The organism is Pseudarthrobacter sp. rb, from assembly GCF_056389225.1.
On record NZ_JBWJAR010000013.1, the window covers coordinates 46,273 to 71,941 of the forward strand.

The following is a 25,669-nucleotide window of genomic DNA, read 5'->3' on the forward strand; positions in this document are numbered from 1 at the left end:
ATCAGGCGACCGTGGCCGCGAATTCGCGGATGGTGATCCCGGAAAAGGTTGCCGGACCGCCGTCGGTGTACAACGATATGCCGGTGTCGCCGTCGGCAAAATACACCTGCTGGGAGAGCACCGTGTGGCCGGCGTTCACGAATACTTCCACGCTTTGGGTGTCCACGAAGACGCGAAGGTGGACCGACCGCGCAGCGGCATCTATGGGTGCCGCTGCGCGCGTGTAGGGCACCAGCGGGCACTCTGCCCGGTCCGACGGTGCACGATCGACATACACCTCGGCCCCGTACTTGCCAATGTTCGTATGGCGGCTGCCGTCCGCAGAGCGGCCAACCGATACCCCCACGTTTGCCGCCGTGTCCCAGGAGATGTCCAGCTCCAACTCGTAGGCGCTGCCATGCCACGGCAGGACGGTGCTGCCATCCACTGTCCGGTCAGGAAGCACTGTGGCGGAGGTGGCGTAGCCGGTGAGCGCGGCAACCGGGCTGCTCAGCAGGGTGTACCAGCTTCCGCCCTGGCGCTCCAGCCGCAGCTCCCGGACGATGGAGTTCTGCCCGTTGTAGCCATCTGTCGCATCCGTGGGGACATCCCGGCCCGCGTACTTCCAGTCGTTCATCCACGCCACGGCATACCGCCGTGCGTCCGGTGCTTCCACGGCCGGCCACGTCACCGCCGCGTACCAGTCCCAGCCCCAGTCCAGCCACTGCGGGTTGGCCACGTCATCGGCAAGGAACTGCTGCCCGTCCCACGTTCCCGTCCAGTAGGCGTACGTCATGGGCAGTCCGATGTTGTAGGCATCCATGCTGGCGCCAAGCACCCAGTGCCGGGTGCCGTCGCCGGCGGTCATCTCGAAAAGGTCCGGGCATTCGATGCCGCCCAGCACGTGGTTGGGGTAGTCGAAGTTCCGTTTCAACTGCCAGTCGCGGAGATTCGGCGAGGTGTAAAAGGCCGCGTACCTGGCCCTGCCGATGACGCATACCCACTCCCCGCGGGCTTTGTCCCAATGGATCTTCGGGTCACGGAACCATTCCGCATTATCGATCTCCGCCTGCGTGGTGGCGGTCCGACCGTCGGCATTGGGGATCACGGGAGCAGGCAGGGCAGTGAAGGTGTAGCCGCCGTCGGTTGACCAATACAAATACTGCTCCTGGTACTTGCGGATTCCATCGGTGGGCTGTGTCGCCAGGACAACCAGGGCGCCCGCCCCGAAGCCGGCCGTATTGTCGCTGTCCACGACGGCCGAGCCGGACCAGACGGGAAAGTCCGGCTGCAGCGGCAATGCTGCGCCATGGTGTGCGTAGGCGACGCCGTCCGCGGTGGTGGCGTGGTCCCAGCCGCCGGGACCATTGTTCTGCGCGGAATGCAGGTAGTAGAGGTGGTAGGTGCCGTCGAGGAAAACGGGCCTTTGCGGATCGCACAGCCAGCCCGACGGCGGGGTCATGTGGAAATGCGCACGCAGGGACCGCTGCGCCTTGGCAGGGGTCCCGCGCCGGGTACTGTTACCGAGCAGGGCGAGGGCCCCGGCTCCGGTCCCCTGCAGGACATGGCGGCGGGAGATGGCGTAGGTCATCATTGACTTCCTCTCGTGGGGCGGCGGCTTTGCCGGAGAGCGCTCAAGGGGGACCGAACCGTAGTGAGCCCATGGATCCACGTTGATTAAGCGCTTAAGCAAGAGAGGCTAGCGACAGGGAACCCAAGCGGTCAAGGGTCTGGGCCGAAGGAGCGCCCGTCACATTTCCCGCCTGAGCCACCGTGGAGAGTATTTTTGCTAAAACGCTTGATCAGCCACCAAATAGACGCTACCTTCAGGGTGATCAAACGCTTTAGCAGAAATGGACATCACCGCCGATGAGCTATCCAGTCTTCTTCCAGCCCGCCGATGCCTGGGTTGGGGACCTGATCCCCTTCCAGAAGGACGGCGAGTTCCAGCTCTTCTACCTTCACGAGGTCCGCAGCGAGCCCAAGCCGGGAACCGCCTGGAACCTGGTGACCACCAAGGACCTCATCCAGTTCCAGGACCACGGCGTGGCGCTTCCCCACGGGTCTGCGGAGGACCCGGACTTCAACTGCTACACCGGCAGCATCGTGGCCGATGAGTCCGGCGTGCACCACCTGTTCTACACAGGGCAGAACCCCGACAACCTGGGACCGGACGGCCTGCCGCTGCAGCTGGTCATGCACGCAACCAGCACCGACGGGACGGGCACGTGGTCGAAACACCCCGAGCTCGCCTTCGGCGCACCGGACGGCTACGGGTCAGCCGACTGGCGCGATCCCTTCGTCTTCCGTGACGAGGACGCGGGGCTGTGGCGGATGCTCCTGGCCGCCAGGCATGCCGACGGCCCAGAGCGCCGGCGCGGCGTCATCGCACAACGCGTGTCCACCGACCTGATGACCTGGACCCACACCGACCCGTTCTGGGATCCCCGCCGCTACGTCACCCACGAATGCCCGGACGTGTTCGAGTGGGGCGGCTGGTGGTACATGGTCTACTCCGAGTTTTCCGAAACGTTCACAACCCGCTACCGCATGGCCAAAAGCCCCACCGGCCCCTGGACGGTCCCGGCCCGCGACAGCATCGACGGGCGCGCCTTTTACGCCTCCAAAACCGCGGAGCGGGACGGCCGCCGGTTCTTCTTCGGCTGGATCGCCAGCAAGGAAGGAAATTCCGACGACGGCGCCTGGCAGTGGGCGGGCACCATGGCGGTCCTGGAGGCACGGCAGAACGCCGACGGGACCTTGGCCTTCGGGTTCGCCGACGAGCTGGTGGACAGCTTCCGGGACGAGGTGCCCCTGGAACTGGAGGGCCAGCCGGTTGACCGCAGGCTGCCCCTCCGGCTCGATGTCCCGGACGGCTACAGCGCCGCCGTTGCCACCACTGAACTTCCCAGCCAGTTCTACGCCAGGGCGGTACTGGACATCGGCCCCGGCACCACTGAATGCGGACTACTGCTGCGCTCCACCCCGGACGGCGACCACTCCTACATCCTCCGCCTCGAGCCCAAACGCGGACGCATGGTCTTCGACCGCTGGCCCCGGGCCGCCCACGGGGACGCCCAGTGGCATGTCTCCGGGGACGTCCCGTTCGCCATCGAACTGGAACGCCCGTGCCACCTCCCGCCAGGCCGGCACACGCTGGAAGTAGTGGTGGACCAAGACCTGTGTGTCGCCGTCGTGGACCGCCAGGTGGCCCTCAGCACCCGCATTTACGACCTCCCCGGCGGTGCCATTGGTGTGTTCGCCGGCGAAGGCTCGGCCACCGTCACCCAGTTTGAAGTACGCAAGCGCACCAACAACTGAATACCCCTCCGTTCCACCCGACCCGTTTTAGGAAGATCCACTCCAATCAAAGGAGATTGCCGCAATGAAGACCCTGTTCCGCGCTGCCGCCGTGGCAGCAGTTACCGCCCTTGCCCTGACAGGCTGCGGAGGCGGAGGCGCCACCAACACCGCCAACGTCGCCCCCACGGGAGAGATCAAGCCCCGCGAAATATCGTGGTTGCTGTCCCGCCCGGCCGATGGCGCAGTCATCAACATCATGAAGAAACTGGCCGACGATTACGGCAAGGACCACCCGGGCTTCAAGCTGAACCTCATCACCACCCCGGACCGGCCGTCCTACATCCAGAAGCTCGAAACCCTGGCGGCGGCGAACAAGCTGCCCGAACTGTTCGACACCGACGCCACGCCCTTCGCCCAGCAGCTGGCGAAGCAGGGCAAGATGCTGGATGCCGGAAAGCTCCTGAAGACCCTGGGGGTCTACGACAACTACCGCCCCGGAGCCCTGGACTACCAGCGGTTCGACGACGGGTCGCTGTACATGATCCCGTTCCAGTTCGAACTGGAGTTCATGTGGTACAACAAGGCGCTGCTGGCGAAGGCCGGGGTAGCGGTGCCCACGTCCCTGGACGACATCCCCGCAATGTGCACGGCGCTGCGCAGCAAGGGCATCACGCCCATCGCCATCGACGGGCAGGACCAGTGGCCGCTGGAGCGGTATGTCGCCTACCAGCCCTTCCGGGCAGCCGGGCCTGACCTCGTCCAGAAACTGAAGAAGGGCGACGCCAGGTTCACCGACGCCGCAGGGCAGAAGACGGTCAACTGGATGGCGGAACTGGGCAAGGCCAAGTGCTTCCAGGACGGCTTCTCCGCCCAGGGCTACTCCGACGCGCAGAACCAGTTCACATCCGGGCAGGCTGCCATGTATAACATCGGCACCTGGGAGCTGCCCAGCCTGGCCACGGACAAGCTGGACCCCGCCGTGCGCAACGACATCGACTTCTTCACCCTGCCCACCACCGCCGGGTCGGTGACAGCCGCGAACGAGTTCGTGTCGCCGTCGGGCATCGGCATGGCCGTCAACGCCAAGACCTACGATCCGCTGGTGAGCGACTTCCTGAAGTTCGCCCTGCAGAAGTACCCCGCCGAATATGCGGCCACCGGCGCGCTCTCCCCCACCACCGACGTCGAAACCACCATCCCGGCCAACGCCACCCCGTTGTACCGGAAGGCCCTTGACCAGGCCAAGGCCCTCGGCGACAAGCAGGCCATGCCATGGGACACCCAGCTGGACCCCACCACCAACGGCCGGCTGCAGCAGGAGCTTGTCCTCCTGGTACAGGGCGAAATCACGCCGCAACAGTTCACGGACACCCTGGACAGCACCATCGCCCAGAACGCCCCCAAGTTCTTCAAGTAAAGGTCCGCCATGCTGCCCAACAGGTCACGGACTTCGGTCCTGGTCTTCCTGCTCCCCCCGCTCCTGCTTTACGGCGCAGCGGTCCTCTTCCCCATCCTCCAGTCGCTGGTCCTGAGCTTCTTCTCCTGGAACGGCATCAGCGACATGGAATTCGTCGGCCTGGACAACTACCTCAGGATGTTCACCGGTGATGACATCTTCTGGCGTGCCTTTGGGAACGCTTTGGTCTACCTGGCCATCTGCCTGGTCCTGCAACTCGGTGGCGCCCTGCTGGTGGCCAGCCTGCTCACCTCCCTCCGCCGCGGACGGGAGCTGATCAAGACCCTGTACCTGCTCCCGGCCGTGATCTCCACCGTGGCCATCGCCTTCCTGTTCGTCCGGATCTACTCCCTGGAACCGGTGGGCCTGCTCAACCAGCTGTTCGCCTGGGTTGGCCTGGGCAGCCTGGAACGGCCCTGGCTCTCTGACGTGGGCACGGTCCTGGCCGCCGTCTCCGCTCCGGAAGGCTGGCGCTTCACGGGGCTTTACATGCTGATCATCTACGCGGCGCTGCTCGCGGTCCCCAAGGAGCTCGAAGAGGCCGCGGTCCTGGACGGGGCCTCCCGGTGGACCCTGTTCACCAGGATCCGGTTCCCGTACATCCGGCCGGTGTGGATCACCACCACCATCATGGCCACCACCTACGGCCTGCGCGGCTTCGACATCCCCTACCTGATGACCAACGGGGGCCCGGGCCAGTCCTCTGAACTGCTCACCACCTACATGTACAAGACGGCCTTCACCAGCACGGACTTCGGCTATGCCAGCACCATCTCGGTGTTCATTGTGGTCGAGTGCCTCGTCGCCGTCGGCCTCATCCTGTTCCTGCTCAAGCGGAAGGCAGACGCATGATCACCCAGGCAGCCCCGCCAACCCGGCCAACCGCCGTCGAACCTCCAAGGCGGCCACTGCAGCGCCGCAAGCGCCGGCCGGACTTGTTCCGCACCTTGTCCCGCGTACTGATCATGCTGATCGTGATCGTGCAGGTGTACCCGCTGGCCTGGCTGTTCCTCACCAGCCTGCGCACCGAACAGGACTTCGCCACCGGGGACCCGTTCGCGCTGCCCGGCTCGTTGACCTGGGAGAACTACGCAAGGGCCTTCGAAACGGGGGACCTGGGCCGGAACATCCTGAACAGCTTCGTGGTGACCATGGGCGCCAACGTCCTGATCGTCCTGCTGGGGATGATGGCCGCCTACGCCATCCAGGTGCTGGGGTTCCGGCTCAGCAAACTGGTCCGCGGGCTGTTCCTGATCGGGATCATCGTCCCTGTCCAGATCGCGCTGGTCCCGCTGTTCATCGACTATTCGCAGGTGAACCTATTGGACACCTACCAGTCGATGATCATCCCGCTGGCTGGTTTTTCGCTGCCGATGTCCGTGTACCTGTTCTCCTCGTTTTACGAGTACATCCCGAAGGAGACGTACGAGGCGGCGTCCCTGGACGGCGCGGGGCCCTACCGGATCTTCGGGCTGATCACCCTTCCACTGTCCGTAAACACCGTGGTCACCGTGGTGCTGGTCAACAGCATCTTCATCTGGAACGACTTCATCTTCGCCAACACGTTCGTCCTGTCGGAGGATTTGAAGACCATTCCGCTGGGGCTGCAGAATTACATCGGGGCCATGGGCAAGGTGGACTGGACGGCCACGTTCGCCGCCGTCTGCGTCACCATCACCCCGCTGCTGCTGGTGTTCCTGGTGCTCAACAAGGCCATGATCCAGGGACTCGAAAGCGGGGCGACCAAGGGATGACCGCCACTGCCGATGGTTATACTCCTGAAGGAGGGCAGATGAGTTCAATGGAGAATGGCGCGGAGGCATCCGCACGCGGACCACAGCGCCCCTCGCCGAAAGCGCCGGAACGGCCGCATCCCGTTACCCTCCGGGACGTGGCCGAAGCAGCCGGTGTTTCCACCGCCACGGTCTCGCTGGTGGTCAACAAGAAAAAGGATGCCCGGATCGCGGAGGAAACCCGCCAACGGGTCAAGGACGCCATCCGCGCGCTGGGCTACCGGCCCAACGCGATGGCAAAGACACTGGTCAGCGGGACGTCCAAGTTCATCGGGTTGGTGGCCGACGGCGTGGCCACCACGCCCTTTGCCGGCCAGATCATCCACGGGGCGCAGGATGAGGCGTGGAAGCACGGGTACGCGCTGCTCATCGCCAACACCGAGGGCAACAGTGAACTGGAGCAGGACGCCATCGCCATGATGCTGGAGTACAAGGTGCGCGGCATCCTCTATTCCACCTGGTTCCACCGCCAGACGGACATTCCGGCCCCGCTGCGGGAAGCGGACTTCGTCCTGGTGAACTGCTTCTCCAACGAACAGGGCGCCCGGGCCGTGGTTCCGGACGAGGTCCAGGGCGGCCGCTCAGCGACAGAACTCCTGTTGGCGCACGGCCACCGGCGGATCGCGTTCATTAACGCCACCATCCCGGCACCGGCCAAGGACGGGCGGCTGGCCGGTTACCGGCAGGCATTGGAGAATGCCGGCATTCCGTTCGACCCGGACCTGGTGATGGAGGCCTATCCGGACCAGGAGGGCGGCTACCTGGCCACGGCCGGGCTGCTCGAGCGCGGGGCACCGGCCGTGTTCTGCTACAACGACCGGATGGCCATGGGCCTCTACGACGGCCTGCGCGAACACGGGCTGTCCATCCCCGGCGACATCGCCGTGGTGGGCTTCGACAACCAGGAAGTCATTGCCGCACACCTCCGGCCACCGCTGTCCACCGTGGCCCTCCCGCACTACGAACTCGGTGCCGCCGGCGTGCGGGTGTTGCTGGGAATCGATCCCGCCCCCGGCGGCCCGGCAAAGATCCACTGCCCCGCCGTGGAACGCGCGTCCGCCCAGGCCCAGGCCCACGCGTAGCCCATCGGTTGCTCCGCAAACGCCGTTTTGACGCACGAAAAGGGCGTTGGGCCCACGCCGGCAGGGTTCCCTGGCCGAGCTTGCGAGGCTAGGGTGCCGGTGGGGAGCAATGAATGGGTTTTAGAAGGTGCGTGGGCTAGGACGTGCGGAGGCGGCGTTCGACGTCGGCCGCTTCCGGGTACGCCGCCTGCGTCCCTTTGCGGGTGGTGGCCAGCGCCGCGGCAACGGAGGCGAATGCTGCGGCATCCGCGAGTGCATCGCCCGCCGCCAGCCGGACCGCAACGGCACCCGTGAAGGCATCCCCGGCCCCAGTGGTGTCCACGGCACCAACCGTCGTGGGCTGCACACGGGTCACCCGGGCGCCGGGCACGGCCAGCGAGTCCAGCACCACGGACCCCTGCGAGCCCAGCGTCACCAGGACCTGCCGGATTCCGTGGCCGGCGAACCGCTCCCGCACCGCGTCCCACTCCTCAGCAGGAGCGTCCGCCCCCGGGATTTCAGAAGCCAGGAACAGCGCGGCCTCATGCGCGTTGACCAGCAGAACATCCGCCAACCCGGCCAGGGCTGACGGGATCTCTGCATACGGCGAGAGATTCAGCAAAACTGTTGCGCCGGCGTCGTGCCCTGCCTGTGCGGCGGCCAGCACGGTGTCCGTGCTGACCTCCAGGCACAGGCTCACCACGGCAGCCCCCTCCAGCACGTCCGCGGCGCCAAACACGTCCGCCGGGGACAACGTGCCGTTGGCACCGGCCGAGATGATGATGTTGTTCTCGCCGCGGGCGTCCACGGCGATCACGGCGACACCTGTGGGCTCGCTGGACGTGCGGACATGGCTGACGTCCACGCCTGCGCCGGCCACCGAGGCCTCGAGCATGTTGCCGTTGGCGTCCTCCCCCACGGCACCGACCAGGCTGACGTGGCCGCCCAGCCGGGCCGCGGCCACGGCCTGGTTGGCGCTCTTGCCACCGGGGTTCACGGCGAAGCCGTTGCCCTGCACGGTTTCGCCGGGCTGCGGGAGCCGCTCACAGTAGATGGTGAGGTCGGCGTTCAGGGAGCCGACGACGACGATCCGGCCTGAAGCGGCAGCGGCAGCACTCATGGGGCTACCTCGGCCTCAACCGGCTTGGGGATCAGCAGCGACGCTGCGAACGCTGCCACGGTCAGCGCCAGGCCGACCACCACGACGGTCAGGTACGACGCCGTCGCATCGCCGAGTGCGGAGGTCGCCACCAGGACGGCGGGCAGGATGAGGAAGCTCAGGCCCGCGCCGAGGTTGAAGGCGCCGGCGTTCATGCCGGGAAGGAAGCCGGGGTTGCCGGCGGGTGAAAGGACAACGCCGAGTCCGTTGAGCATGATGTTGACCGTACCGGCGTACATGATGCCCAGCAAGACCGTTCCGGCAATCATCATCGGCAGGCTGTGCAGGCCCAGGAAGGCGATGACGGCGAGCGCGGCGATGCTGCCCAGGAGTCCGATCCGCAGCACCTTGGTGTAGCCGAGGACCGGAGCCAGCTTGCCGCTGAGCGGGCCCACCAGCCAGCCGAGCAGGGCGTACGGGGTGAGGATGATCAGGGACATCTCGGTGGGGCCCACGCCGAACCCGGGGTTTGCGGCCTGGACGTAGGCGGGGACGATCCCGTTGATCACGGCGAAGATGCCGGTCATGGTCAGCGTGGTGGTCAGCAGCGGAGCCCAGGTGGAGCGCTGGCGCAGGTGCACGGTTTCCACCATGGGCTGCGCGGCCCGCTGTTCGGTCCGCCAGAAGGCAAAGAACGCGACGGCGGAAACCAGGACCAGCGCCAGGCTCAGCATCAGCGTTGCGGCGGAGAAGCCGGCCACCAGCTTGGCGGCTTCGTTGAGCGCGGTCAGCAGGGCGCCGACGGCCACCACGATGAAGAACACGCCCAGCCAGTCCATCCGGGTGCCGGCGGCAGGCCTGCTCTCGGAGGCGAGGATCATGATGAGGGCCGTGGCGGCGACGGCCAGCACAACCATGAGCCAGAAGATGCTGCGGAAGCCGAAGTGCTCCGCAAAGTAGCCGCCCACGAAGGAGTCGACCCCGGCCACGCCGCCGTTGACCGCGGTGATCAGGCCCATCAGCGTTCCGTACTTGCGGGGGTTGCTCACGGCCGAGCGCAGCATGATCAGGCAAAGCGGCACGGTGGGTCCGCTGACGCCCTGAATGATGCGGCCCACGAACAGCCAGGTGACGTCCGGGGCGAGGGCTGCGATCACGGAGCCCACGGCCATGAGCAGCATCATGCCCACCAGGACCTTCTTGCGGCCGACGATGTCGCTGAGGCGCGGCAGGAACAGGGAGAACAGCGCAGCGGCGGTGAAGAACCAGGTCTGGGAGAGGCCGATGACGGCCTGGTCAGTCTTCAGTTCCTCGCCCATGGTCACCAGGGCGGGGCTGAGCATCGAGGCGTTGAGCTGGAACGCCACGCAGGCGGCCAGCAGGGCGGTCATGAGGGCGGCGATGTTGCCGCGGCCGGTCTTGGTTTCAGTTATGGTTGCGGTCGTCATTTACTTGACCCCTCCGGCGGTGAGGCGGGCACTTTCCGGGCGTACGACGTCGGCCGTGCTGCCCTGGGTGCGCTCTGCACCTTGGTGCGTGCCGCCGTCGTCCGCTGTGGTGTTGGCGCCCGGCTCCCCGATGCGGACCAGCGCGTCGGTGACGAGGTCCCAGAACCGTCCGTGGTCCAGGTCCACGGCCACGCTGGTGTGGCAGTCGGCGGGTGCGGGGGCGCGGAAGTCTGCCACGGTCATGCCCAGGGTCAGCGTGCCCTGGAGTTCGATGTTCACGGGGACCTTGCGGGTGCTGACGATGCTGGGGTCGATGACGTACGCGACGGCGCAGGGATCGTGGACCGGCGGGTAGTCGAAGCCCTGCGCGTCCTTGTAGGTGTGGGCAAAGAAGTCCATCAGTTCGGTGACGAACTTGGCGGGCCCGGTGCCGATGGCGGCGATTTTCTCCACGACCTCCGGGGTGGCCAGCGCCTGGTGGGTGAGGTCCAGGCCCACCATGACCACGGGCCACTTCTCGTTGAAGACGATGTGGGCGGCCTCGGGGTCGATGATGATGTTGAACTCGGCCACGGCGCTCCAGTTGCCCACGTGGTAGCCGCCGCCCATGAGGACCACTTCCTTGACGCGTTCCACGATGCGCGGTTCCTTGCGGGCAGCCATGGCGATGTTGGTCAGGCCGGCGGTGGGGACGAGGGTGACGGTGCCGGGCTCGTGCGCCATGACGGTGTCGATGATGAGGTCGACGGCGTGGCGCGGGTCCAGTTCGATGGTGGACTGGGGCAGGGCGGGGCCGTCCATGCCGGACTCGCCGTGGATGTCCGGTGCTGTTTCGATGCTGCGGACCAGCGGGCGGGGGCAGCCGGCCGCGAAGGGGACGCCGGTGATGCCGGCGATGGTGCCGACGGCCAGGGCGTTGCGGGTGACTTTTTCGAGGGTCTGGTTGCCTACCACCGTGGTGACGGCCAGCAGTTCGAGGTTGGGGTTGCCGTGTGCCAGCAGCAGGGCCACGGCGTCATCGTGGCCGGGGTCGCAGTCCAGGATGATCTTCCGGGGTTCTGTTGAACCCGTCCGGTGCTGGCTCGCTTGGGGATTTGGTTCCACGATGGTGCTCCACGTCATTGGGGCCTGCCGGGGAGGCAGGGGTCTTGAGTATTCCGGGAGTGATCATGGCAGGGTTTTGTGGTGTACGTCAAACGCTTAACGTTGCCTCGGCATTACCGCACGTCAAACGCTTGATGCCTTGGTGGGCATAGAAGTTCACCACTCTCACCATGCCCATCTTTTTGAGGCGGGACCGGTGCCCGGCCGTGCCTACTACGATCAAAGTATGGATTCCGGGGAACAGGTGCAGCAGCAACGGCCACGGCCGCGGCGGGTGACGGCGGCGATGGTCGCTGCGCGGGCCGGCGTTTCGGTGGCCACGGTGTCGCTGGTGGCCAATGGCAAGACAGCCGGCCGCGTGGCCGAGGACAACATTTCCCGGGTACGGGAGGCCATTGCGGAGCTGGGGTACGTGGTGGACGGGATCGGCAGTTCCCTGGCCAAGGGGGTCAGCTCGATCGTGATCCTGGTGGCGCCGGACATCTCCAACCCGTTCTTTGCCAAGGTGATTGCCGGGGTGCGGGAATCGCTGGGCCCGCAGTACCAGCTGCTGCTGTCCGTCACCGAGGCCGGCGAGTTTCCGGAGGCCGACGACGTCCGGCGCCTGATGTCCCTGCGGCCGGCGGGGCTGCTGGTGGACGCACCCAACGCGGGGTTCCTCGAAGACCTGGCGTCGCCGTCGCCCCTTGTCCTGCTTGATGCGCCGGGGCTGGAGTCCTACGCGCCCTCCGTGAACCTGGATGTGGCCAGCGGGGCACGCCAGCTGGCGGCGCACCTGGCCGACGCCGGGCACAGGGAAGCTGCCTATGTGGACAGCGTGACCGGCACCGGGACGTTCGCGGTCCGGCGCGCAGCGTTCCTGGCGGAAGCCGCCTCCCGTGGCGTCACCGTAAGCCCGGAACGCATTATCAGCACCACCATCGACGTCGGCGCGGCGGCGGGCGCGTTCGCCGAAGCGTGGCCGGACTGGCAGCGCGCGGGGGTAACCGCCGTCGCCTGCGCCACCGACACCCACGCGTACGGGGTGCTGCAGGAAGCGCGGGTTGGGGGAATCCGGATCCCCGGGGAGCTGGCCGTGGCCGGGTTCGACGACCTGCCCTATTCGGCTACGAGCAATCCGGGCCTGACCAGTGTGCACCTGCCGGCCACCGCCCTGGGTCAGAAGGCCGGGGAGCAGCTTCGCGGCCTCATGGAGGGGAAGTCGCTGGGGTCCGGCGGCGTCACCCTGGAGACATCGCTGGTGGTGCGCGGGTCCACGTCAGCAGCCGCAACGTAGGCTTCCTGTCGGACCCCGGCCGTAAGCTGGGATCATGCCGAGTAACTGGGAAAGCCTGGACGAGCCGCTGCGTGAGTCGGTGCAGCACAACGTGGAGATCTATGAGCGCGTCCGGCCTGCCCTGAAGCTGGTTACCCGTGATGTCCTGCTTGTTTTGCGGGACATGCTGAAGGACAGCGAGGTCACGCCGCTGTTCGTTACCGGCCGCACCAAGACAGTGGAATCCTTCAAGGAAAAGATCTCGCGTACCGAGGAGCCGCTTGAACCGGGCGGGCGGAGGCTCCTGAAGTTTCCGGACCCGTTCCGCACGCTCAATGACATGGTGGGCATCCGGGTGATCACCAAGCTGCCGGCGGAGAATGCCGCGGTGGCCAATGTCATCAAGCGCCAGCGGCAGCTTTTCGACTGCCGCGGCGACCGGGAAAAGGACATTGGCTCCATCGAGTCAGGAACCTACGGGTATTCGAGCCGGCACCTGATCCTGCGCACCATCCAGAATGAAGCCGTCAAGGAGTACCAGCAGGTCTTCAACCCGGATCTGCAGCCCAACGGCAGCTACTTCTTCGAGTGCCAGATCCGCACCATCTTCGCGCATGCGTGGAGCGAGATTGAGCACGATATCCGGTTCAAGGCCGAGGACCCGCGCGCCTGGACGCCGCACTTCGACCGGCAGTTCACCGCCACCGCCGCCATGCTGGAAACCGTGGAAACCGCCTTCTCCGACCTTCACGAAAGCTACGAGGAAGTCCGCGGCTATTGGGACATGGACGGCGAAGGCGCGGCCCCGCTGACGCCCAACCGGATCCGGGACGTCTGGCGGACCCTGCTCCCGCACGTGGACCGGAAGGTGGACGATGACTGGGGCTGGGCTGCCGAGCTTCTCGCCGCGCACGGGCTCAACCAGACCATGCAGCTGGCCGGGCTGCTCAGCGCCAACCAGATCACGGAGGTCCGCAAGGCCCTGGACCACCGCTACTCCCCCGGCCCGGACCGGCTCCTGGACGACCTTCTCCTCTGGCAGTACGGCACCAAGCACATCGACCTCACCGCGGAAGATCCCGACGCCGTCCCGCACCCGCGGCGCGACAGCCTCCTGCGGCGGTTGCGGCAGATCGAGCGGTACAGGATGACGAAGAAGTAAGGGCCGTTGGTGAAACCCGTGCGGCTGGTGCTGTCCGGCTTCGGTGCCGTGGGCCGCGCCTTTGCCGAGGTTGTCCTGGAGCAGGGTCCCCTGTTGCAGATTGCCGCCGTCCGGGGCCACGGGACGGAAGTCTTCCTTGCGCCCGGTTCCGCTGCGCCTGCGCGTTCTGCATGGGAGCCGGTCAGGTCCGCTGAGGAGACACTGGCCCGGACCGGCGCCTCCGTCCTGGTCCAGGCACTGCCGTCCTCGCCGGAGGCTCATGCGCGTGCACTGCAGGAGGCGGTTTCTGCCCTCCGGAGCGGGGTGGATGTGGTGACAGCAACCAAGAGCCACGTACTCAGCCATTGGCGGGACCTTGAGCGTGCGGCCATCGATGGCGGGAGCCGCATCCGGATCTCCGGGGCTACCGGCGCCGCGCTTCCCGCGGCGGACATGGCCCGGGTCGCACTGCGGGGCATGGGCTGCAACGCTGTCCGGGCCTGCCCCAACGGCACGTCCACGTTCATCCTGGATGAGCTGTCCCGCGGCGCCGGGCTGGAGTCCGCAGTCCGGGAGGCGCAGCGCAGGGGCATCGCGGAGGCAGACCCTTCCGCGGACCTGTCCGGTAAGGATGCGGCCACGAAGATGCGGCTTATCGCCGGGCTTCTCTGGAACTGGGACGTCTCCCGGATTGCAGTGGAGGCGGAGCCAATCGATGCTTCCACGGCCGCCAGGGCGCTGACGGCGGCTGGGGACGGACTTCGTTTGCGCGCCGTGGCGGCCGCATCCTTGGAGCGACCCATGGTGGTTACGGTTCGCTTGGAAGCCGTGGGAGCGGCGGACCCGCTTTTTGCTATTGCGGGCCCGGAGAAGGCCATGGTTTTCAGCTGCCCGGACGCCGGGGACATCACCGTCCAGGGCGGGCGCTCCAGCCCGAAGGGGGCGGCGCTGGCGATGCTGAAGGACGTACTTAACCTGGTTGGGTTAAGTGGATCCGGATTCCATTAGAGACCTGCGGGGCCTGCCTCTTGGCGGGCCGGTACCGCACAGCCGGCAGTCAGCCCAACAGTCACTGCTTCCAGCCGAAAAGGCCCTTCAATCGCTGCCGATTGCCCACAGCCTGTATATGCAAATGCCGATATTGGCCAGGGCGAACAGGGTCAGTCCGATTTGCCAAATGACGTAGCTTGGCCAGGAAAATACGCGGAGATACCGGGGGCTTTCCAGCCCGTAGTCTCCAGGCCGGTAGGCACGTCCCAAACGCGGGGCCCGCTCATATTTCCACGCCCAAGAGTGCGTGGACAGCGGCTCAATGCCCATGGATTTTTCCAGTTCCATAAGCTTGTGTTTTTCAATGAGTTCAAGAAAACGATGCCTCCCAAGTAAATGCATCGACATGAGTATGAGAACTGCTGCCAGCCCTGCCGAAGTTGCGGCCGCCAGGTTGGCGACGTCGCGGCTCAGTGAGATTGTCATCAGGAATGACTGCGCGGTGAGGGCAAGAACGGGCGTTTGCCATAGCAATTCGTCGTGCGCAAGGAATCGGGCAGTCAACATTTCATAAGTCAGCTGGTCATGCCCGTGATTGATCTCCTGGGGCGGGAAGGATTGACCCGACGACCGCCCTTCCGCCGGATTCACTTCAGGACCTCCTGCGACGTCAGGCATGGCGCACCGCGATCCCAGCTGGCCCGGCGTGTGGATAAGAACCCGCAGAGACGCCGCTGCCAAAATGAAAAAGGGTCAGCAGATTTCCAGGAATGCAAAAGGATCGAAAATGGCGCATCCGGACCTCCAGAATGGACGTAATTCGCCCATCCTCCACCCGTTGTCACGCAGCAACTAGGGGTAATACTCCCCTTCTTTCATTTCCGAGTACTAGGGGTGGCCTTATGAATTACCTCCGAGGACGTAATCAGCCCCTGCCGAGGGGACGGATGGATGCTGCGGGGCGCTCCGGCGCCATCCCGATGGTTCCCCTTGTGACTGTGGCCTCAGTAGCGGGCAACTGGACCCGCCTAAGCCACCTCCGTCAGTTGGAGGTCCACAAATGTTCATTATTTCGAACGTTGACCACTATGCTGTACGCATGACTTCCATCAAGACCGTGGCCATCGCCGTCCCGCTCGAAGCAGAGCTTGTGGACCAGATCCGCGCCGTTGACCCGTCCATCAACGTCCTCTACCAGCCGGACCTCCTGCCGCCCGAACGTTTCCCGGCCGACCACGCAGGGGATCCGGCCTTCAAACGGACGGACGAACAGGAACAGCGCTACTGGGCAATGCTCAACAGCGCCGAGGTGCTGTACGGCTTTCCGAACGAGAATCCTGACGGCCTGGCGCGCATCGCGCGGGAAAACCCAAGGCTCGAGTGGGTCCACGCGATGGCGGCCGGGGCGGGCGGAGCCGTCAAGGCATCGGGCCTGAGCCAGGACGTCCTGCAGAAGTTCAGGATCACCACCTCCGCCGGGGTGCACGCCCTGCCCCTCGCAGAGTTCGCGGCGATGGGAATCCTCAACGGCTTCAAGCGCAGCGCCGAACTTGCCCAGGACCAGGCCGCGAAGGCCTGGCCCAGCCTCCGGGTCCCCACCCGTCTGGTCAACGGATCAAACCTGGTCATCAGCGGCCTCGGTGAAATCGGGCTGGAAACCGCCCGGATCGCCCGCGCGCTGGGCATGAAGGTCAGTGGCACCAAGCGGACCGTGGAGCCCATCGACGGGATCGACCACGTCGTGGACAACGAAGGCCTCCCCGCCCTCCTGGCCACGGCAGACGCCGTCGTCAACACTCTGCCCGGCACCGCCTACACGGAAAAGCTGTTCAACCGGGAGATGTTCGCCGCCATGAAGCCCGGGACCACCTTCGTTAACGTGGGCCGCGGAACCGTCGTGGACGAGGATGCGCTGCTGGAGGCACTGGACAATGGCCAAGTGGGCTACGCGTGCCTGGACGTCTTCGCCGTGGAGCCACTGCCGCAGGACAGCCCCCTGTGGAACCACCCCAAGGTCATGGTCTCACCCCACACCTCGGCCCTCAGCGCCGCCGAGAACCGCCTCATCACGGAGCGGTTCTGCAGCAATCTCCGGACGTTCCTCGACGGCGGGGACCTGCCCCACCTCGTGGACACCGTCCACTTCTACTAGGGCTGGGCGGAGAACCGGTGCGCATCGCAAGACTAAAAACAGCAGCAGGCCCGCAGCACGCAATCGAACGGGACGGCACGTGGCACCACATTGCCGACCCGTTTGAGGAAACCCTCCGCTACACCGGCGGCGCCACCGCTCACAGCGAGGCTACGTTCCTCGCCCCGGTGACGCCCGCCGTCGTCCTCGGCATAGGCCACAACCGGACCTTGAATGACCACCCCCTGCCCATCCAGGCGTGGCACAAGTCCGTCCACACCGTCGCCGGGCCGGGCGACGCCATCACCGCAGTCCGCGGTCACGGCACGGTCAATGCCGAGGGCGAACTCGCCGTCGTGATCGGCAGGACAGCCGCCAACCTGACTTCAGAAAACGCCCTGGATCACGTCCTCGGCTACACCTGCGTCAACGACGTCACCAACGTGGACCAGAACGCGGTGGACGAGCGGAACTTCCAAGGCAAGGCCGGCGTCAACTACACACCCATCGGCCCCTGGATAGAAACCGGACTCCCGGACCCCGAAAAGGTGGCCATCGACGTCTATGTCAACGGGACAGCCAAGGCCACCTCCGGGACCTTCAACCTCCCCTCCTCGGTAGTGGAATGCCTCATCTACGTCACATCATGGCTGATTCTGGAACCCGGCGACGTGGTGATGACCGGAGCGCCCGCCACAGTGGTACCCGTCGAGCCCGGGGACCGGGTGGAGATTGTGGTGGAGGGCATCGGCACCCTGAGCAGCCCGGTGGCCTGACGGCGTCGTGGGCCGTTGCGGCATTTATGATGGATTGCGTTCAGTTGACTGAACGACACCGACGTCTGCCCTGGCGACCCAAAGGAGAATCATGGCCGATTCCCATGCCCCCGCTTCATCCGACAAAGCGGGAGCCACCTCGCCGGCTCCGGCTGTCACCCGGGCAGCAGCCGTCCTGGATGCCCTCGCCGCCTCGGCCACCGGGCGCCTGACCCTGAGCGACCTCTCGCGCGAAGTGGGCATCCCCAAGTCCTCCACTTCCAACCTCCTGCTGGCACTGGAGGAGGCCCGGCTGATCAGCCGGCAGGGCTCGGAGTTCACCCTGGGCCGCAAGCTGGTGGAACTGGGCGCCGCCTACCTTGGCCGGATGGATGAGGTGCAGGAGTTCTACCGCTACTGCGAACAGGCCTCCGTCCTTTCCCGCGAGACGGTGCGGATTGCCATGCTGGACGGCACCAATGTCATCTACCTGGCCCGGTACGAGGGCCATCCCGCGGTGCGGCTCACGTCCAACATCGGCGACAAGATGCCGGTGTCCCTGTGCGCCGTGGGCAAGGCGCTGATTGCGCGGCTGCGTGACCATGACCTGGAGGAAATGTTCCCGGACGACGCTGAACTGCCGGTGCTCACACCCAAATCCCTGCGCACGGGTGCGGAACTGAAGGCGCAGCTGAAGGAGATCCGCGAGCAGGGCTTTGCCTTCGAGGACGAAGAATCCACCACCGGCGTGGTGTGCCTCGCCGTCTCCGTCCCCACCCGCGGCGCCCACGGTCCCAGCCTGGGCCTTTCCGTGACAGCGCTCAAGGCCACCTACACGCCGGAGCAGGGCTCCCAAATGGTCAAGGAACTGCAGGAACTTGCCCACTCCCTGGGCAACCCGATGGGCTAGGAACGCGCCAACCGGACGGGCTTTTCGTAACTCAAAACCAAAAACTGTTGCTCGTTGTTCAGCTTGCTGTATTGTGTTCAGCATAGTGACCGACACAACAGGTGTTGTCGCTATCCCACCAGGCCAACGGGGGCCTGGAGTGCATTAGAGGGAGTTCTCGTGACAACTCGTACTAACTCACCGCAGGCCACCACGGACGGCGCCGTCGTCGATCCGGACCAGCTGCGAAGGGCAACACTTGCCAGCTCCGTGGGATCCGCCCTGGAGTACTACGACTTCTACATCTACGGCCTGGCCTCGGCCCTGATCTTTGGCCCGCTGTTCTTCGCGCCGCTCGGCGAGAGCGGAGCCGTCATCGCCTCCTTCGCCACCTACGGCGTCGGCTTCGCGGCGCGGCCCTTCGGCGGCGTGGTCTTCGGCCACATCGGGGACCGCTTCGGCCGCAAGATGGTGCTCATCCTGACCATCGGCCTGATGGGCCTGTCCAGCTGCGCCATCGGCCTCCTGCCCACCTTTGAACAGGCGGGAATGCTGGGAGCGGTGCTCCTGGTGACGCTGCGCATCCTGCAGGGTCTGGGCGCAGGCGCCGAGCAGGCGGGCGCCACCACCCTCATCTCCGAGGTGGCCCCGCGCCGTCGTCGTGGCTTCTTCGCTTCCCTGCCTTTCGTGGGCATCCAGCTCGGCACCCTCCTGGGCGCCGGCACCTTCGCCCTGATGGCCCTGGCGGACAAGCAGGTCCTGCAGGGCTGGCTCTGGCGCGTTCCGTTCCTGGCCAGCATCATCCTGATCGCGATTGCCGTGTTCATCCGCCTCCGCCTCAAGGAGACCCCCGTCTTCCAGGAACTGGAGAAGCACAAGGCCGTGGTCAAGAACCCGGTGGGCCAGATCTGGAAGCACTCCAAGAAGAACGTGCTGGTGGGCATTGGCCTCCGCATGGGCGAAAACGGCAACTCGTCCATCTACTCCGCGCTGCTGGTGTCCTTCATCAGCATGCCGGCCGGCGTCTTCCCCGGCGACAAGTTCATTGGCCCCACCGGCCTGCTGATTGCCGCGGGCTTCGCAGCGGTGCTGGTCGTTGCCTTCGGCGCCCTGTCCGACCGCTTCGGCCGGGTCCCCGTGTACCGCTACGGCGCGCTCTTCCAGGCCGTCATCGCCCTGCCGGCCTTCTACCTGGTCACGCTCGGCAACGTCGCCTTGGTCTGGGCGGTCATGGTGGTGGGCATCGCCCTGGGCGTGCAGTCCATGCTTGGTCCGCAGTGCGCCCTGCTCCCGGAACTCTTCGGCTCCCAGCACCGCTTCACCGGCGTGGCGCTCAGCCGCGAACTTTCCGCGGTGCTCGCCGGCGGCTTTGCCCCGATGATCGGCGTCGCACTGCTGGCGGCCACCAACCATTCCTGGCTGGTGCCCGCGATCTACTCGCTGGTCCTGGCGGCAATCTCGTTCGCCACCACGTTCTTCACCCCGGAAACCAACGGCCGCGACCTGGTCCTCGTGGAGGACGCCAGGTGAACAACGGCAACCCCGGCCCGGCGGATCCCGCACCCAAGCGCGCGGGGTTCGTCGGGCTGGGGCTGATGGGGGCACCGATGGCCGCCAACCTGCTCACGGCAGGGTGGCAGGTCACGGGCTGGAACCGCTCCCCCGCCGCGGTCCGCGACCTCGAGTCGCTGGGCGGGACCGGCGCCAGCCACGTTGCGGACCTTCGGGACGAGCCCGTCATCATCTTCATGCTCCCCGACCTCCCCTTCATCGAGGACGCTGCGGCGGGGCTCCTGGAAGCGTGGCGGGCGGAACCGCCCGCAGCCGGGACACTCGTTGTGGTGATGAGCAGCGTGTCCCCGGTCGCGGTGCGGGCCTTCGGGCTCGCTGTTGCGGATGCCAGCGGCGGGAACGCCTCAGTGCTCGATGCCCCGGTCAGCGGCGGAACGGACGGAGCGCAACGGGGGACCCTGGCCATCATGGCCGGCGGATCCCCGGAAGACTTCAACCGGGCCCTCCCGGCTTTGGAAGCAATGGGGACCTCCGTCCGCCGGCTGGGGGACCTGGGTGCCGGCTCGCTGGCCAAGGCATGCAACCAGCTGATCGTGGGAACCACGACGGCGGCACTCGCCGAAGCTGCCGAGCTTGCGGAACGCTCCGGCCTGGACGTCAGTGCCCTCTTCGAGGTCCTGGCTGGCGGCCTCGCTGCCAGCAGGGTGCTGGATCTGGTGGGCCCCCGGCTCGCGGCAAAGGATTACACGCCGACGGGACCGGCGAAGTTCATGCACAAGGACCTGTCCTTCGTGCTGGAAAGCGCCGCCAATGCCCGCACCGCTACACCCATGGCTTCCGCTGGCGTCGACCTGTACGCAGAACTGGTGGCGCAGGGCCTGGGCGACCAGGACCTGGCCGCGGTACGGCAGGCCATTGCCAATCTGGGCACCGCCTCCGCCGAGGAGTCTCCGCACTAAGTCCGCTGTTCGCCCGGCCCTGTTTAAGCCGCCCGGGCCTGCGGGCCCAGCCGCGGGCCCGCTGCTATATTCTGGTGTTTTCAGGCCTGGGCGCAGGGGAGCCGGGCTACAGCACGTCGAACGGCCCTTCAGTGATTCCCAACAGTGCACACCCAGACTCCATACAGGGGAAAGTCCCGCCCACCGATTTCCTCAACTGCCCCACCGGATTCGTCGAGTACTACTTCGCGGACGGCGTCTTCCGCTGGTCAGACGGGCTGTACCGGATGTACGGGTACGAACGGGGCGAGGTGGTCCCGACCATGGAGATGGTTCTTCCCCACGTCGAGCCCGAAGACCGGCCAAGGGTCCAGGCATACTGGGACCATGTGTCCACCCATGGCGGACCGTCATCCCTCTACCTGTCCATCCGGGACCGCAAGGACCGCCAGCACAAGCTGCTTTACTCTGCTGACTACATCATGGACGGAGACACCCCGATCGGCGTCTGGGGCGTGGTGGTGGACCTCACCACGTCAATCCATACGGACCGGCACCAGCTTGCCACCGAGGCGGTGGCGGCGTCGGCCCTCAACCGGGCGGTCATCGAACAAGCCAAGGGCGTCCTGATGGGCCGCACCGGAGTCACCGCCGACCAGGCCTACGGGCTCATCAACCAACTGAGCCAGGACACAAACCGCAAGGTCTACGCTGTTGCGCAGGACATCGTTGACCGCGCCACCGTCCGCGCCGGAGATCCGGAGAACCAGGGCCACCCCCTGCTGTAACCGCCGGACGCCGTCATTGGCCTAGACGGCCAGCCGGGGCCCGTCCGACAGGACGGGCGCGGAACTGACCACGGGCAGGGCGTCAGTGAATGCCTCGACGACGGCCAGCTGGCCGGTGGAGTCCGGAACACCCGGATACTGGACATGCGCGGCTTCAACCGGCTCGGCGGCCGCTTCCTCCGAACGCATGCGGACCAGCGCCACGGCAGAGATCAGGAACCAGGCAATATTGGTAACCACTGACGGCCAGGCGCCGTGCAGCGTTCCGTTGATGATGAAGGCGACCGAACCGAACAGGTTGGCGGTCTGGAAGCCCTTCCCGGCCTTCAGCCACCCCATGGAAACAGACAGGTACGCACTGAGAATCGCAACCGCGCCTGCCCAGCCGGCAATTTCCCACAGCAGTTCCATGGCGTCCTTCCAAGGTGGTGCCTGCGCAGTATCAGGGCAGGGCTCAAGAGGTGGTTCAAGGGTGGTTTCGCCGGATGCCGTTCCGTGGGAATCTGCATCATCCAGCTCTGCGTTGACTCGAGCCCTGTTCGGGCGAGGACCTCTTACGCTGGCCGGCGGCATAATCATATCCTGCGCGCTGACGCCCAAATTACTGCCGATACGTGATACTCCCCACGTCTGGACAAGGCCTGCGCGGCGTAGCACGATCGAAGCTGTGACCAGCAGTCCTGCCTCCGATCCCTACCTCCGCGAACTCACCCAGCTGAGGCGCGTCAAAGACCGGATGGACCGCGAATATGCCCAGCCGCTGGACGTCGAATCCCTTGCCAGGGATGTCCATATGTCGGCCGGCCATTTCAGCCGCCGCTTCAAGCTGGCCTACGGCGAATCCCCGTACAGCTACCTCATGACCCGCCGGATCGAACGGGCCATGGCGCTGCTCCGCAAAGGTGACCTCAGCGTCACCGAGGTGTGCTTCGCCGTCGGCTGTTCCTCGCTGGGCACCTTCAGCACCCGCTTCAGCGAACTGGTGGGCATGCCGCCGAGCGTCTACAAACAGGAGGCAGCGGAGTCGACGGCGGGGATCCCGGCCTGCGTGGCGAAACAGGTCACCAGACCGGTCAGGAATCGAGAAGCGCCGGCCCGTGAGCCGTCACTAGCATGACTGCCATGGACATCAACATTTCCTCAACCTTCCTTCCCGCCACAGACCCGGACGCCTCCCTGGCGTTCTACCGCGACGCCCTGGGCTTCGAAATCCGCAACGACGTAGGCCGCGGCAGCATGCGGTGGATTACCGTAGGCCCCGCCGGCCAGAAGGACGTTTCCATCGTCCTTCACCCGCCCGCCGTGGACCCGGGCATCACCGAGAGTGAGCGCCGCACCATCACCGAGATGATGGCCAAAGGTACCTACGCCACCATCGTCCTCTCCTCCCCCGACGTGGACGCCGCGTTCGCCAAGGTGGAGGCAACCGGGGCCGATGTGGTCCAGGAACCCATCGACCAGCCCTACGGCATCCGCGACTGCGCCTTCCGCGACCCGGCCGGCAACACGGTCCGCATCAACCAGCAGCCCTAGGCATATAAACAGACACGTATATACCGGACGAGGCCGGAACGGGGGCTGCCAGCGCAGCTCCGCTTCGGCGCCGCTCCAGGAAGAAGGGGGACACTTTGAGCACGGAAGCAGACATGGAAACCAGGCAGGGAGCGCACGTTGCCGACAGCCACGACCTGATCCGGGTGCAGGGCGCGCGGGAGAACAACCTGAAGGACGTGAGCCTGGAGCTGCCCAAGCGCCGGCTGACCGCGTTTACGGGTGTTTCCGGCTCCGGCAAGAGCTCGCTGGTGTTCGCCACCATCGCCGCCGAGTCGCAGCGGATGATCAACGAAACCTACAGCGCGTTCGTGCAGGGGTTCATGCCCAGCCTGGCCCGGCCGGACGTGGACCGGCTGGAGGGGCTGACCACGGCGATCATCGTGGACCAGGAGCGGATGGGCGCCAACCCGCGCTCCACCGTAGGCACGGCCACCGACGCCAACGCCATGCTGCGGATCCTGTTCAGCAGGCTGGGCAAGCCCTACGTCGGCCCGCCCACGGCCTTCTCCTTCAACGTGCCCACCCGCAAGGCCAGCGGCATCATGAGCACCGAGAAAGGTGGCCGGGTGGAGAAGAACGTGGTACGCCAAGTCACCTACCTGGGCGGCATGTGCCCGCGCTGCGAGGGCATGGGGAACATTAGCGACATCGACCGGACCGCCCTCTATGACGAGTCAAAGTCCCTGAACGAGGGCGCGCTCACCGTTCCCGGCTACTCCATGGACGGCTGGTACGGCCGCCTGTTCGAGGGCATGGGCCTGCCCATGGACAAGCCGATCGCCAAGTTCACGGCGAAGCAGCTGGACACGATGCTGTACGCCGAGCCCACCAAGATCAACGTGGAAGGCGTCAACCTCACGTTCGAAGGGGTCATCCCCAAGATCCAGAAGTCCATGCTCTCCAAGGACGTGGAGGCGATGCAGCCGCACGTGAAGCGGTTCGTGGAGCGCGCCGTCACGTTCGCCACCTGCCCGGACTGCGGCGGAACCCGCCTGACCCCGGAAGTGCTCAACTCCCGGATCAACGGCAAGAACATCGCGGACCTGTGCACCATGCAGATCAGCGACCTGGCACAGTGGATCCGCGGGCTGGACGAGCCCTCCGTGCGGCCGCTGCTCGCCGGGCTGCGCGACCTGCTGGATTCGTTCGCCGAGATCGGCCTCGGCTACCTCTCCCTGGACCGCCCGGCGGGCACCCTCTCCGGAGGTGAGGCGCAGCGGACCAAGATGATCCGGCACCTGGGCTCCTCCCTCACCGATGTCACCTACGTTTTCGATGAACCGAGCATCGGCCTGCACCCGCACGACATCGAGCGGATGAACACGCTCCTGCTGCAGCTGCGCGACAAAGGCAACACGGTCCTGGTGGTGGAGCACAAGCCGGAGATGATCGCCATCGCCGACCACGTCGTCGACCTCGGTCCCAAGGCCGGTACCGGCGGCGGCGAGATTGTCTACGAGGGCAATGTGGACGGGCTGCGTTCCAGCGGCACCATTACCGGCCGGCACCTGGACGACCGCGCCCGCCTGAAGGACTCCTTCCGGAAGGCCGCCGGCGCCCTCGAGGTCCGCGGCGCGTCAACGAACAACCTGCAGGACGTCGACGTCGATGTGCCGCTCGGCGTCCTCTGCGTGGTGACGGGCGTGGCCGGCTCCGGCAAGAGCTCCCTGATCCACGGCTCGCTGGCAAAACGCGAAGGGGTGGTCGTCATCGACCAGGGTGCCATCAAGGGGTCCCGACGGAGCAATCCGGCCACCTACACGGGCCTGCTGGAGCCCATCCGAAAGGCGTTCGCCAAGGCCAACGGCGTAAAGCCGGCGCTCTTCAGCTCCAACTCAGAGGGTGCCTGCCCCACCTGCAACGGCGCCGGCGTGATCTTCACCGAGCTGGGCGTCATGGCCACGGTCGAGTCCACCTGCGAGGACTGCGAGGGGCGCCGTTTCCAGCCCGCCGTCCTCGAATACACTCTGGGCGGCCAGAACATTGCGGACGTCCTGGACATGTCGGTGGATGCGGCACTGGCGTATTTTGCCGAGGGCGAGGCCAAAACGCCCGCCGCGCACAAGGTCCTGGAACGCCTGGCCGACGTGGGCCTGGGCTACATCTCCCTGGGCCAGCCGCTGACCACCCTGTCCGGCGGCGAGCGCCAGCGGCTCAAGCTGGCCACCCAGATGGCGGAGTCCGGAGACGTCTACATCCTGGATGAGCCCACGGTGGGGCTGCACCTGGCGGACGTCGAACAGCTGCTGGGGCTGCTGGACCGGCTGGTTGATTCAGGAAAGTCCGTGATCGTCATCGAGCACCATCAGGCGGTGATGGCGCACGGTGACTGGATCATCGACATCGGCCCGGGAGCAGGGCACGACGGCGGCAGGATCGTCTTCGAGGGCACCCCGGCTGACCTGGTGGCCGGCCGGGCCACGCTCACCGGCCAGCATCTGGCGGCGTACGTCGGGGCCTGAAGCCGCTGGAC

General features: G+C 66.1%; 23 protein-coding genes. 17 read left to right on the forward strand and 6 right to left on the reverse strand.

The features are described 5' to 3' along the window. Position 1: 1 nt before the first annotated feature. Complete coding sequence (locus ACWRN3_RS16375) at positions 2-1,570, reverse strand: glycoside hydrolase family 32 protein (protein WP_476741341.1); 1,569 nt, start codon at positions 1,568-1,570, stop codon at positions 2-4. Positions 1,571-1,848: 278 nt separating this feature from the next. On the opposite strand from ACWRN3_RS16375, the gene ACWRN3_RS16380 reads away from it, so the two are divergent. The 5 genes from ACWRN3_RS16380 (at position 1,849) to ACWRN3_RS16400 (ending at position 7,613) form a co-directional block, all read left to right on the forward strand. Continuing rightward, a complete protein-coding gene (locus ACWRN3_RS16380) occupies positions 1,849-3,300 on the forward strand; it encodes a family 43 glycosylhydrolase (protein ID WP_476741304.1) in 1,452 nt (483 codons plus the stop codon). Positions 3,301-3,364: 64 nt separating this feature from the next. Next, a complete protein-coding gene (locus ACWRN3_RS16385) occupies positions 3,365-4,699 on the forward strand; it encodes an ABC transporter substrate-binding protein (RefSeq protein ID WP_476741305.1) in 1,335 nt (444 codons plus the stop codon). A gap of 9 nt (positions 4,700-4,708) precedes the next feature. Then, the gene (locus tag ACWRN3_RS16390) at positions 4,709-5,590 is read left to right on the forward strand and encodes a carbohydrate ABC transporter permease (RefSeq protein ID WP_255173943.1); all 882 of its coding nucleotides are present in this window, start codon (positions 4,709-4,711) and stop codon (positions 5,588-5,590) included. Continuing rightward, the gene (locus tag ACWRN3_RS16395; protein ID WP_255173942.1) at positions 5,587-6,492 is read left to right on the forward strand and encodes a carbohydrate ABC transporter permease; all 906 of its coding nucleotides are present in this window, start codon (positions 5,587-5,589) and stop codon (positions 6,490-6,492) included. Before ACWRN3_RS16390 ends, ACWRN3_RS16395 begins: the two co-directional genes overlap by 4 nt. A 38-nt stretch (positions 6,493-6,530) precedes the next feature. Next, positions 6,531-7,613, forward strand: a complete 1,083-nt coding sequence (locus ACWRN3_RS16400; protein ID WP_324643717.1) for a LacI family DNA-binding transcriptional regulator — start codon at positions 6,531-6,533, stop codon at positions 7,611-7,613. A 136-nt stretch (positions 7,614-7,749) separates the two neighbouring features. On the opposite strand, the gene ACWRN3_RS16405 is transcribed toward ACWRN3_RS16400, so the two are convergent. From ACWRN3_RS16405 to uriH, 3 genes are read right to left on the reverse strand one after another with little or no spacing between them, the layout of a single operon-like run. Then, a complete protein-coding gene (locus ACWRN3_RS16405; RefSeq protein ID WP_476741306.1) occupies positions 7,750-8,712 on the reverse strand; it encodes a ribokinase in 963 nt (320 codons plus the stop codon). After that, entirely contained in the window at positions 8,709-10,139 is a 1,431-nt protein-coding gene (gene uriT / locus ACWRN3_RS16410) for a uridine transporter UriT (RefSeq protein WP_476741307.1), read from the reverse strand. The genes ACWRN3_RS16405 and uriT overlap by 4 nt, the downstream gene beginning before the upstream one ends. Further along, positions 10,140-11,261, reverse strand: a complete 1,122-nt coding sequence (gene uriH, locus ACWRN3_RS16415) for a uridine-preferring nucleoside hydrolase UriH (RefSeq protein ID WP_476741308.1) — start codon at positions 11,259-11,261, stop codon at positions 10,140-10,142. A gap of 268 nt (positions 11,262-11,529) precedes the next feature. Between uriH and ACWRN3_RS16420 the strand changes: the two genes are divergently transcribed. Genes ACWRN3_RS16420 through ACWRN3_RS16430 form a run of 3 tightly spaced genes read left to right on the forward strand, consistent with a single transcriptional unit; the run spans position 11,530 to position 14,647 of the window. Further along, on the forward strand, positions 11,530-12,519 hold the full coding sequence (locus tag ACWRN3_RS16420; RefSeq protein ID WP_476741342.1) for a LacI family DNA-binding transcriptional regulator: 990 nt from the start codon (positions 11,530-11,532) through the stop codon (positions 12,517-12,519). A 34-nt stretch (positions 12,520-12,553) separates the two neighbouring features. Next, on the forward strand, positions 12,554-13,660 hold the full coding sequence (locus tag ACWRN3_RS16425; RefSeq protein ID WP_324643712.1) for a GTP pyrophosphokinase: 1,107 nt from the start codon (positions 12,554-12,556) through the stop codon (positions 13,658-13,660). A 9-nt stretch (positions 13,661-13,669) separates the two neighbouring features. Next, positions 13,670-14,647: a hypothetical protein gene (locus ACWRN3_RS16430; protein WP_476741309.1), complete on the forward strand. Its 978-nt coding sequence runs from the start codon at positions 13,670-13,672 to the stop codon at positions 14,645-14,647. A gap of 87 nt (positions 14,648-14,734) precedes the next feature. On the opposite strand, the gene ACWRN3_RS16435 is transcribed toward ACWRN3_RS16430, so the two are convergent. Then, positions 14,735-15,307: a hypothetical protein gene (locus ACWRN3_RS16435; protein ID WP_476741310.1), complete on the reverse strand. Its 573-nt coding sequence runs from the start codon at positions 15,305-15,307 to the stop codon at positions 14,735-14,737. 421 nt (positions 15,308-15,728) lie between these two features. Here ACWRN3_RS16435 and ACWRN3_RS16440 point away from each other — a divergent pair, with 421 nt between their 5' ends. The 6 genes from ACWRN3_RS16440 to ACWRN3_RS16465 all read left to right on the forward strand — a co-directional run bounded on the left by ACWRN3_RS16440 (position 15,729) and on the right by ACWRN3_RS16465 (position 21,642). Continuing rightward, entirely contained in the window at positions 15,729-16,781 is a 1,053-nt protein-coding gene (locus ACWRN3_RS16440; protein WP_476741311.1) for a D-2-hydroxyacid dehydrogenase, read from the forward strand. A 17-nt stretch (positions 16,782-16,798) separates the two neighbouring features. Beyond that, on the forward strand, positions 16,799-17,536 hold the full coding sequence (locus ACWRN3_RS16445; RefSeq protein ID WP_476741312.1) for a fumarylacetoacetate hydrolase family protein: 738 nt from the start codon (positions 16,799-16,801) through the stop codon (positions 17,534-17,536). 91 nt (positions 17,537-17,627) lie between these two features. After that, positions 17,628-18,425: an IclR family transcriptional regulator gene (locus ACWRN3_RS16450; protein WP_324643690.1), complete on the forward strand. Its 798-nt coding sequence runs from the start codon at positions 17,628-17,630 to the stop codon at positions 18,423-18,425. Between the two features lie 159 nt (positions 18,426-18,584). Beyond that, complete coding sequence (locus tag ACWRN3_RS16455; RefSeq protein WP_255173930.1) at positions 18,585-19,934, forward strand: MFS transporter; 1,350 nt, start codon at positions 18,585-18,587, stop codon at positions 19,932-19,934. Beyond that, complete coding sequence (locus ACWRN3_RS16460) at positions 19,931-20,875, forward strand: NAD(P)-dependent oxidoreductase (protein WP_324643689.1); 945 nt, start codon at positions 19,931-19,933, stop codon at positions 20,873-20,875. Before ACWRN3_RS16455 ends, ACWRN3_RS16460 begins: the two co-directional genes overlap by 4 nt. Positions 20,876-21,006: 131 nt before the next feature. Then, positions 21,007-21,642 carry an ANTAR domain-containing protein gene (locus ACWRN3_RS16465; RefSeq protein ID WP_476741313.1) on the forward strand — a complete coding sequence of 212 codons (636 nt, stop codon included), beginning with the start codon at positions 21,007-21,009 and terminating at the stop codon, positions 21,640-21,642. A 21-nt stretch (positions 21,643-21,663) separates the two neighbouring features. Here the strand turns inward: ACWRN3_RS16465 and ACWRN3_RS16470 are convergent, their stop codons facing one another. Next, positions 21,664-22,053, reverse strand: coding sequence for a CBU_0592 family membrane protein (locus ACWRN3_RS16470; protein WP_324643687.1), 390 nt, complete (start codon positions 22,051-22,053; stop codon positions 21,664-21,666). 256 nt (positions 22,054-22,309) lie between these two features. On the opposite strand from ACWRN3_RS16470, the gene ACWRN3_RS16475 reads away from it, so the two are divergent. The 3 genes from ACWRN3_RS16475 (at position 22,310) to ACWRN3_RS16485 (ending at position 25,658) form a co-directional block, all read left to right on the forward strand. Further along, positions 22,310-22,759 carry a helix-turn-helix transcriptional regulator gene (locus tag ACWRN3_RS16475; protein WP_324643686.1) on the forward strand — a complete coding sequence of 150 codons (450 nt, stop codon included), beginning with the start codon at positions 22,310-22,312 and terminating at the stop codon, positions 22,757-22,759. Then, positions 22,756-23,175, forward strand: a complete 420-nt coding sequence (locus ACWRN3_RS16480) for a VOC family protein (RefSeq protein WP_324643685.1) — start codon at positions 22,756-22,758, stop codon at positions 23,173-23,175. The genes ACWRN3_RS16475 and ACWRN3_RS16480 overlap by 4 nt, the downstream gene beginning before the upstream one ends. A gap of 113 nt (positions 23,176-23,288) precedes the next feature. Beyond that, a complete protein-coding gene (locus ACWRN3_RS16485) occupies positions 23,289-25,658 on the forward strand; it encodes an excinuclease ABC subunit UvrA (RefSeq protein WP_324645338.1) in 2,370 nt (789 codons plus the stop codon). Positions 25,659-25,669 lie beyond the last annotated feature (11 nt).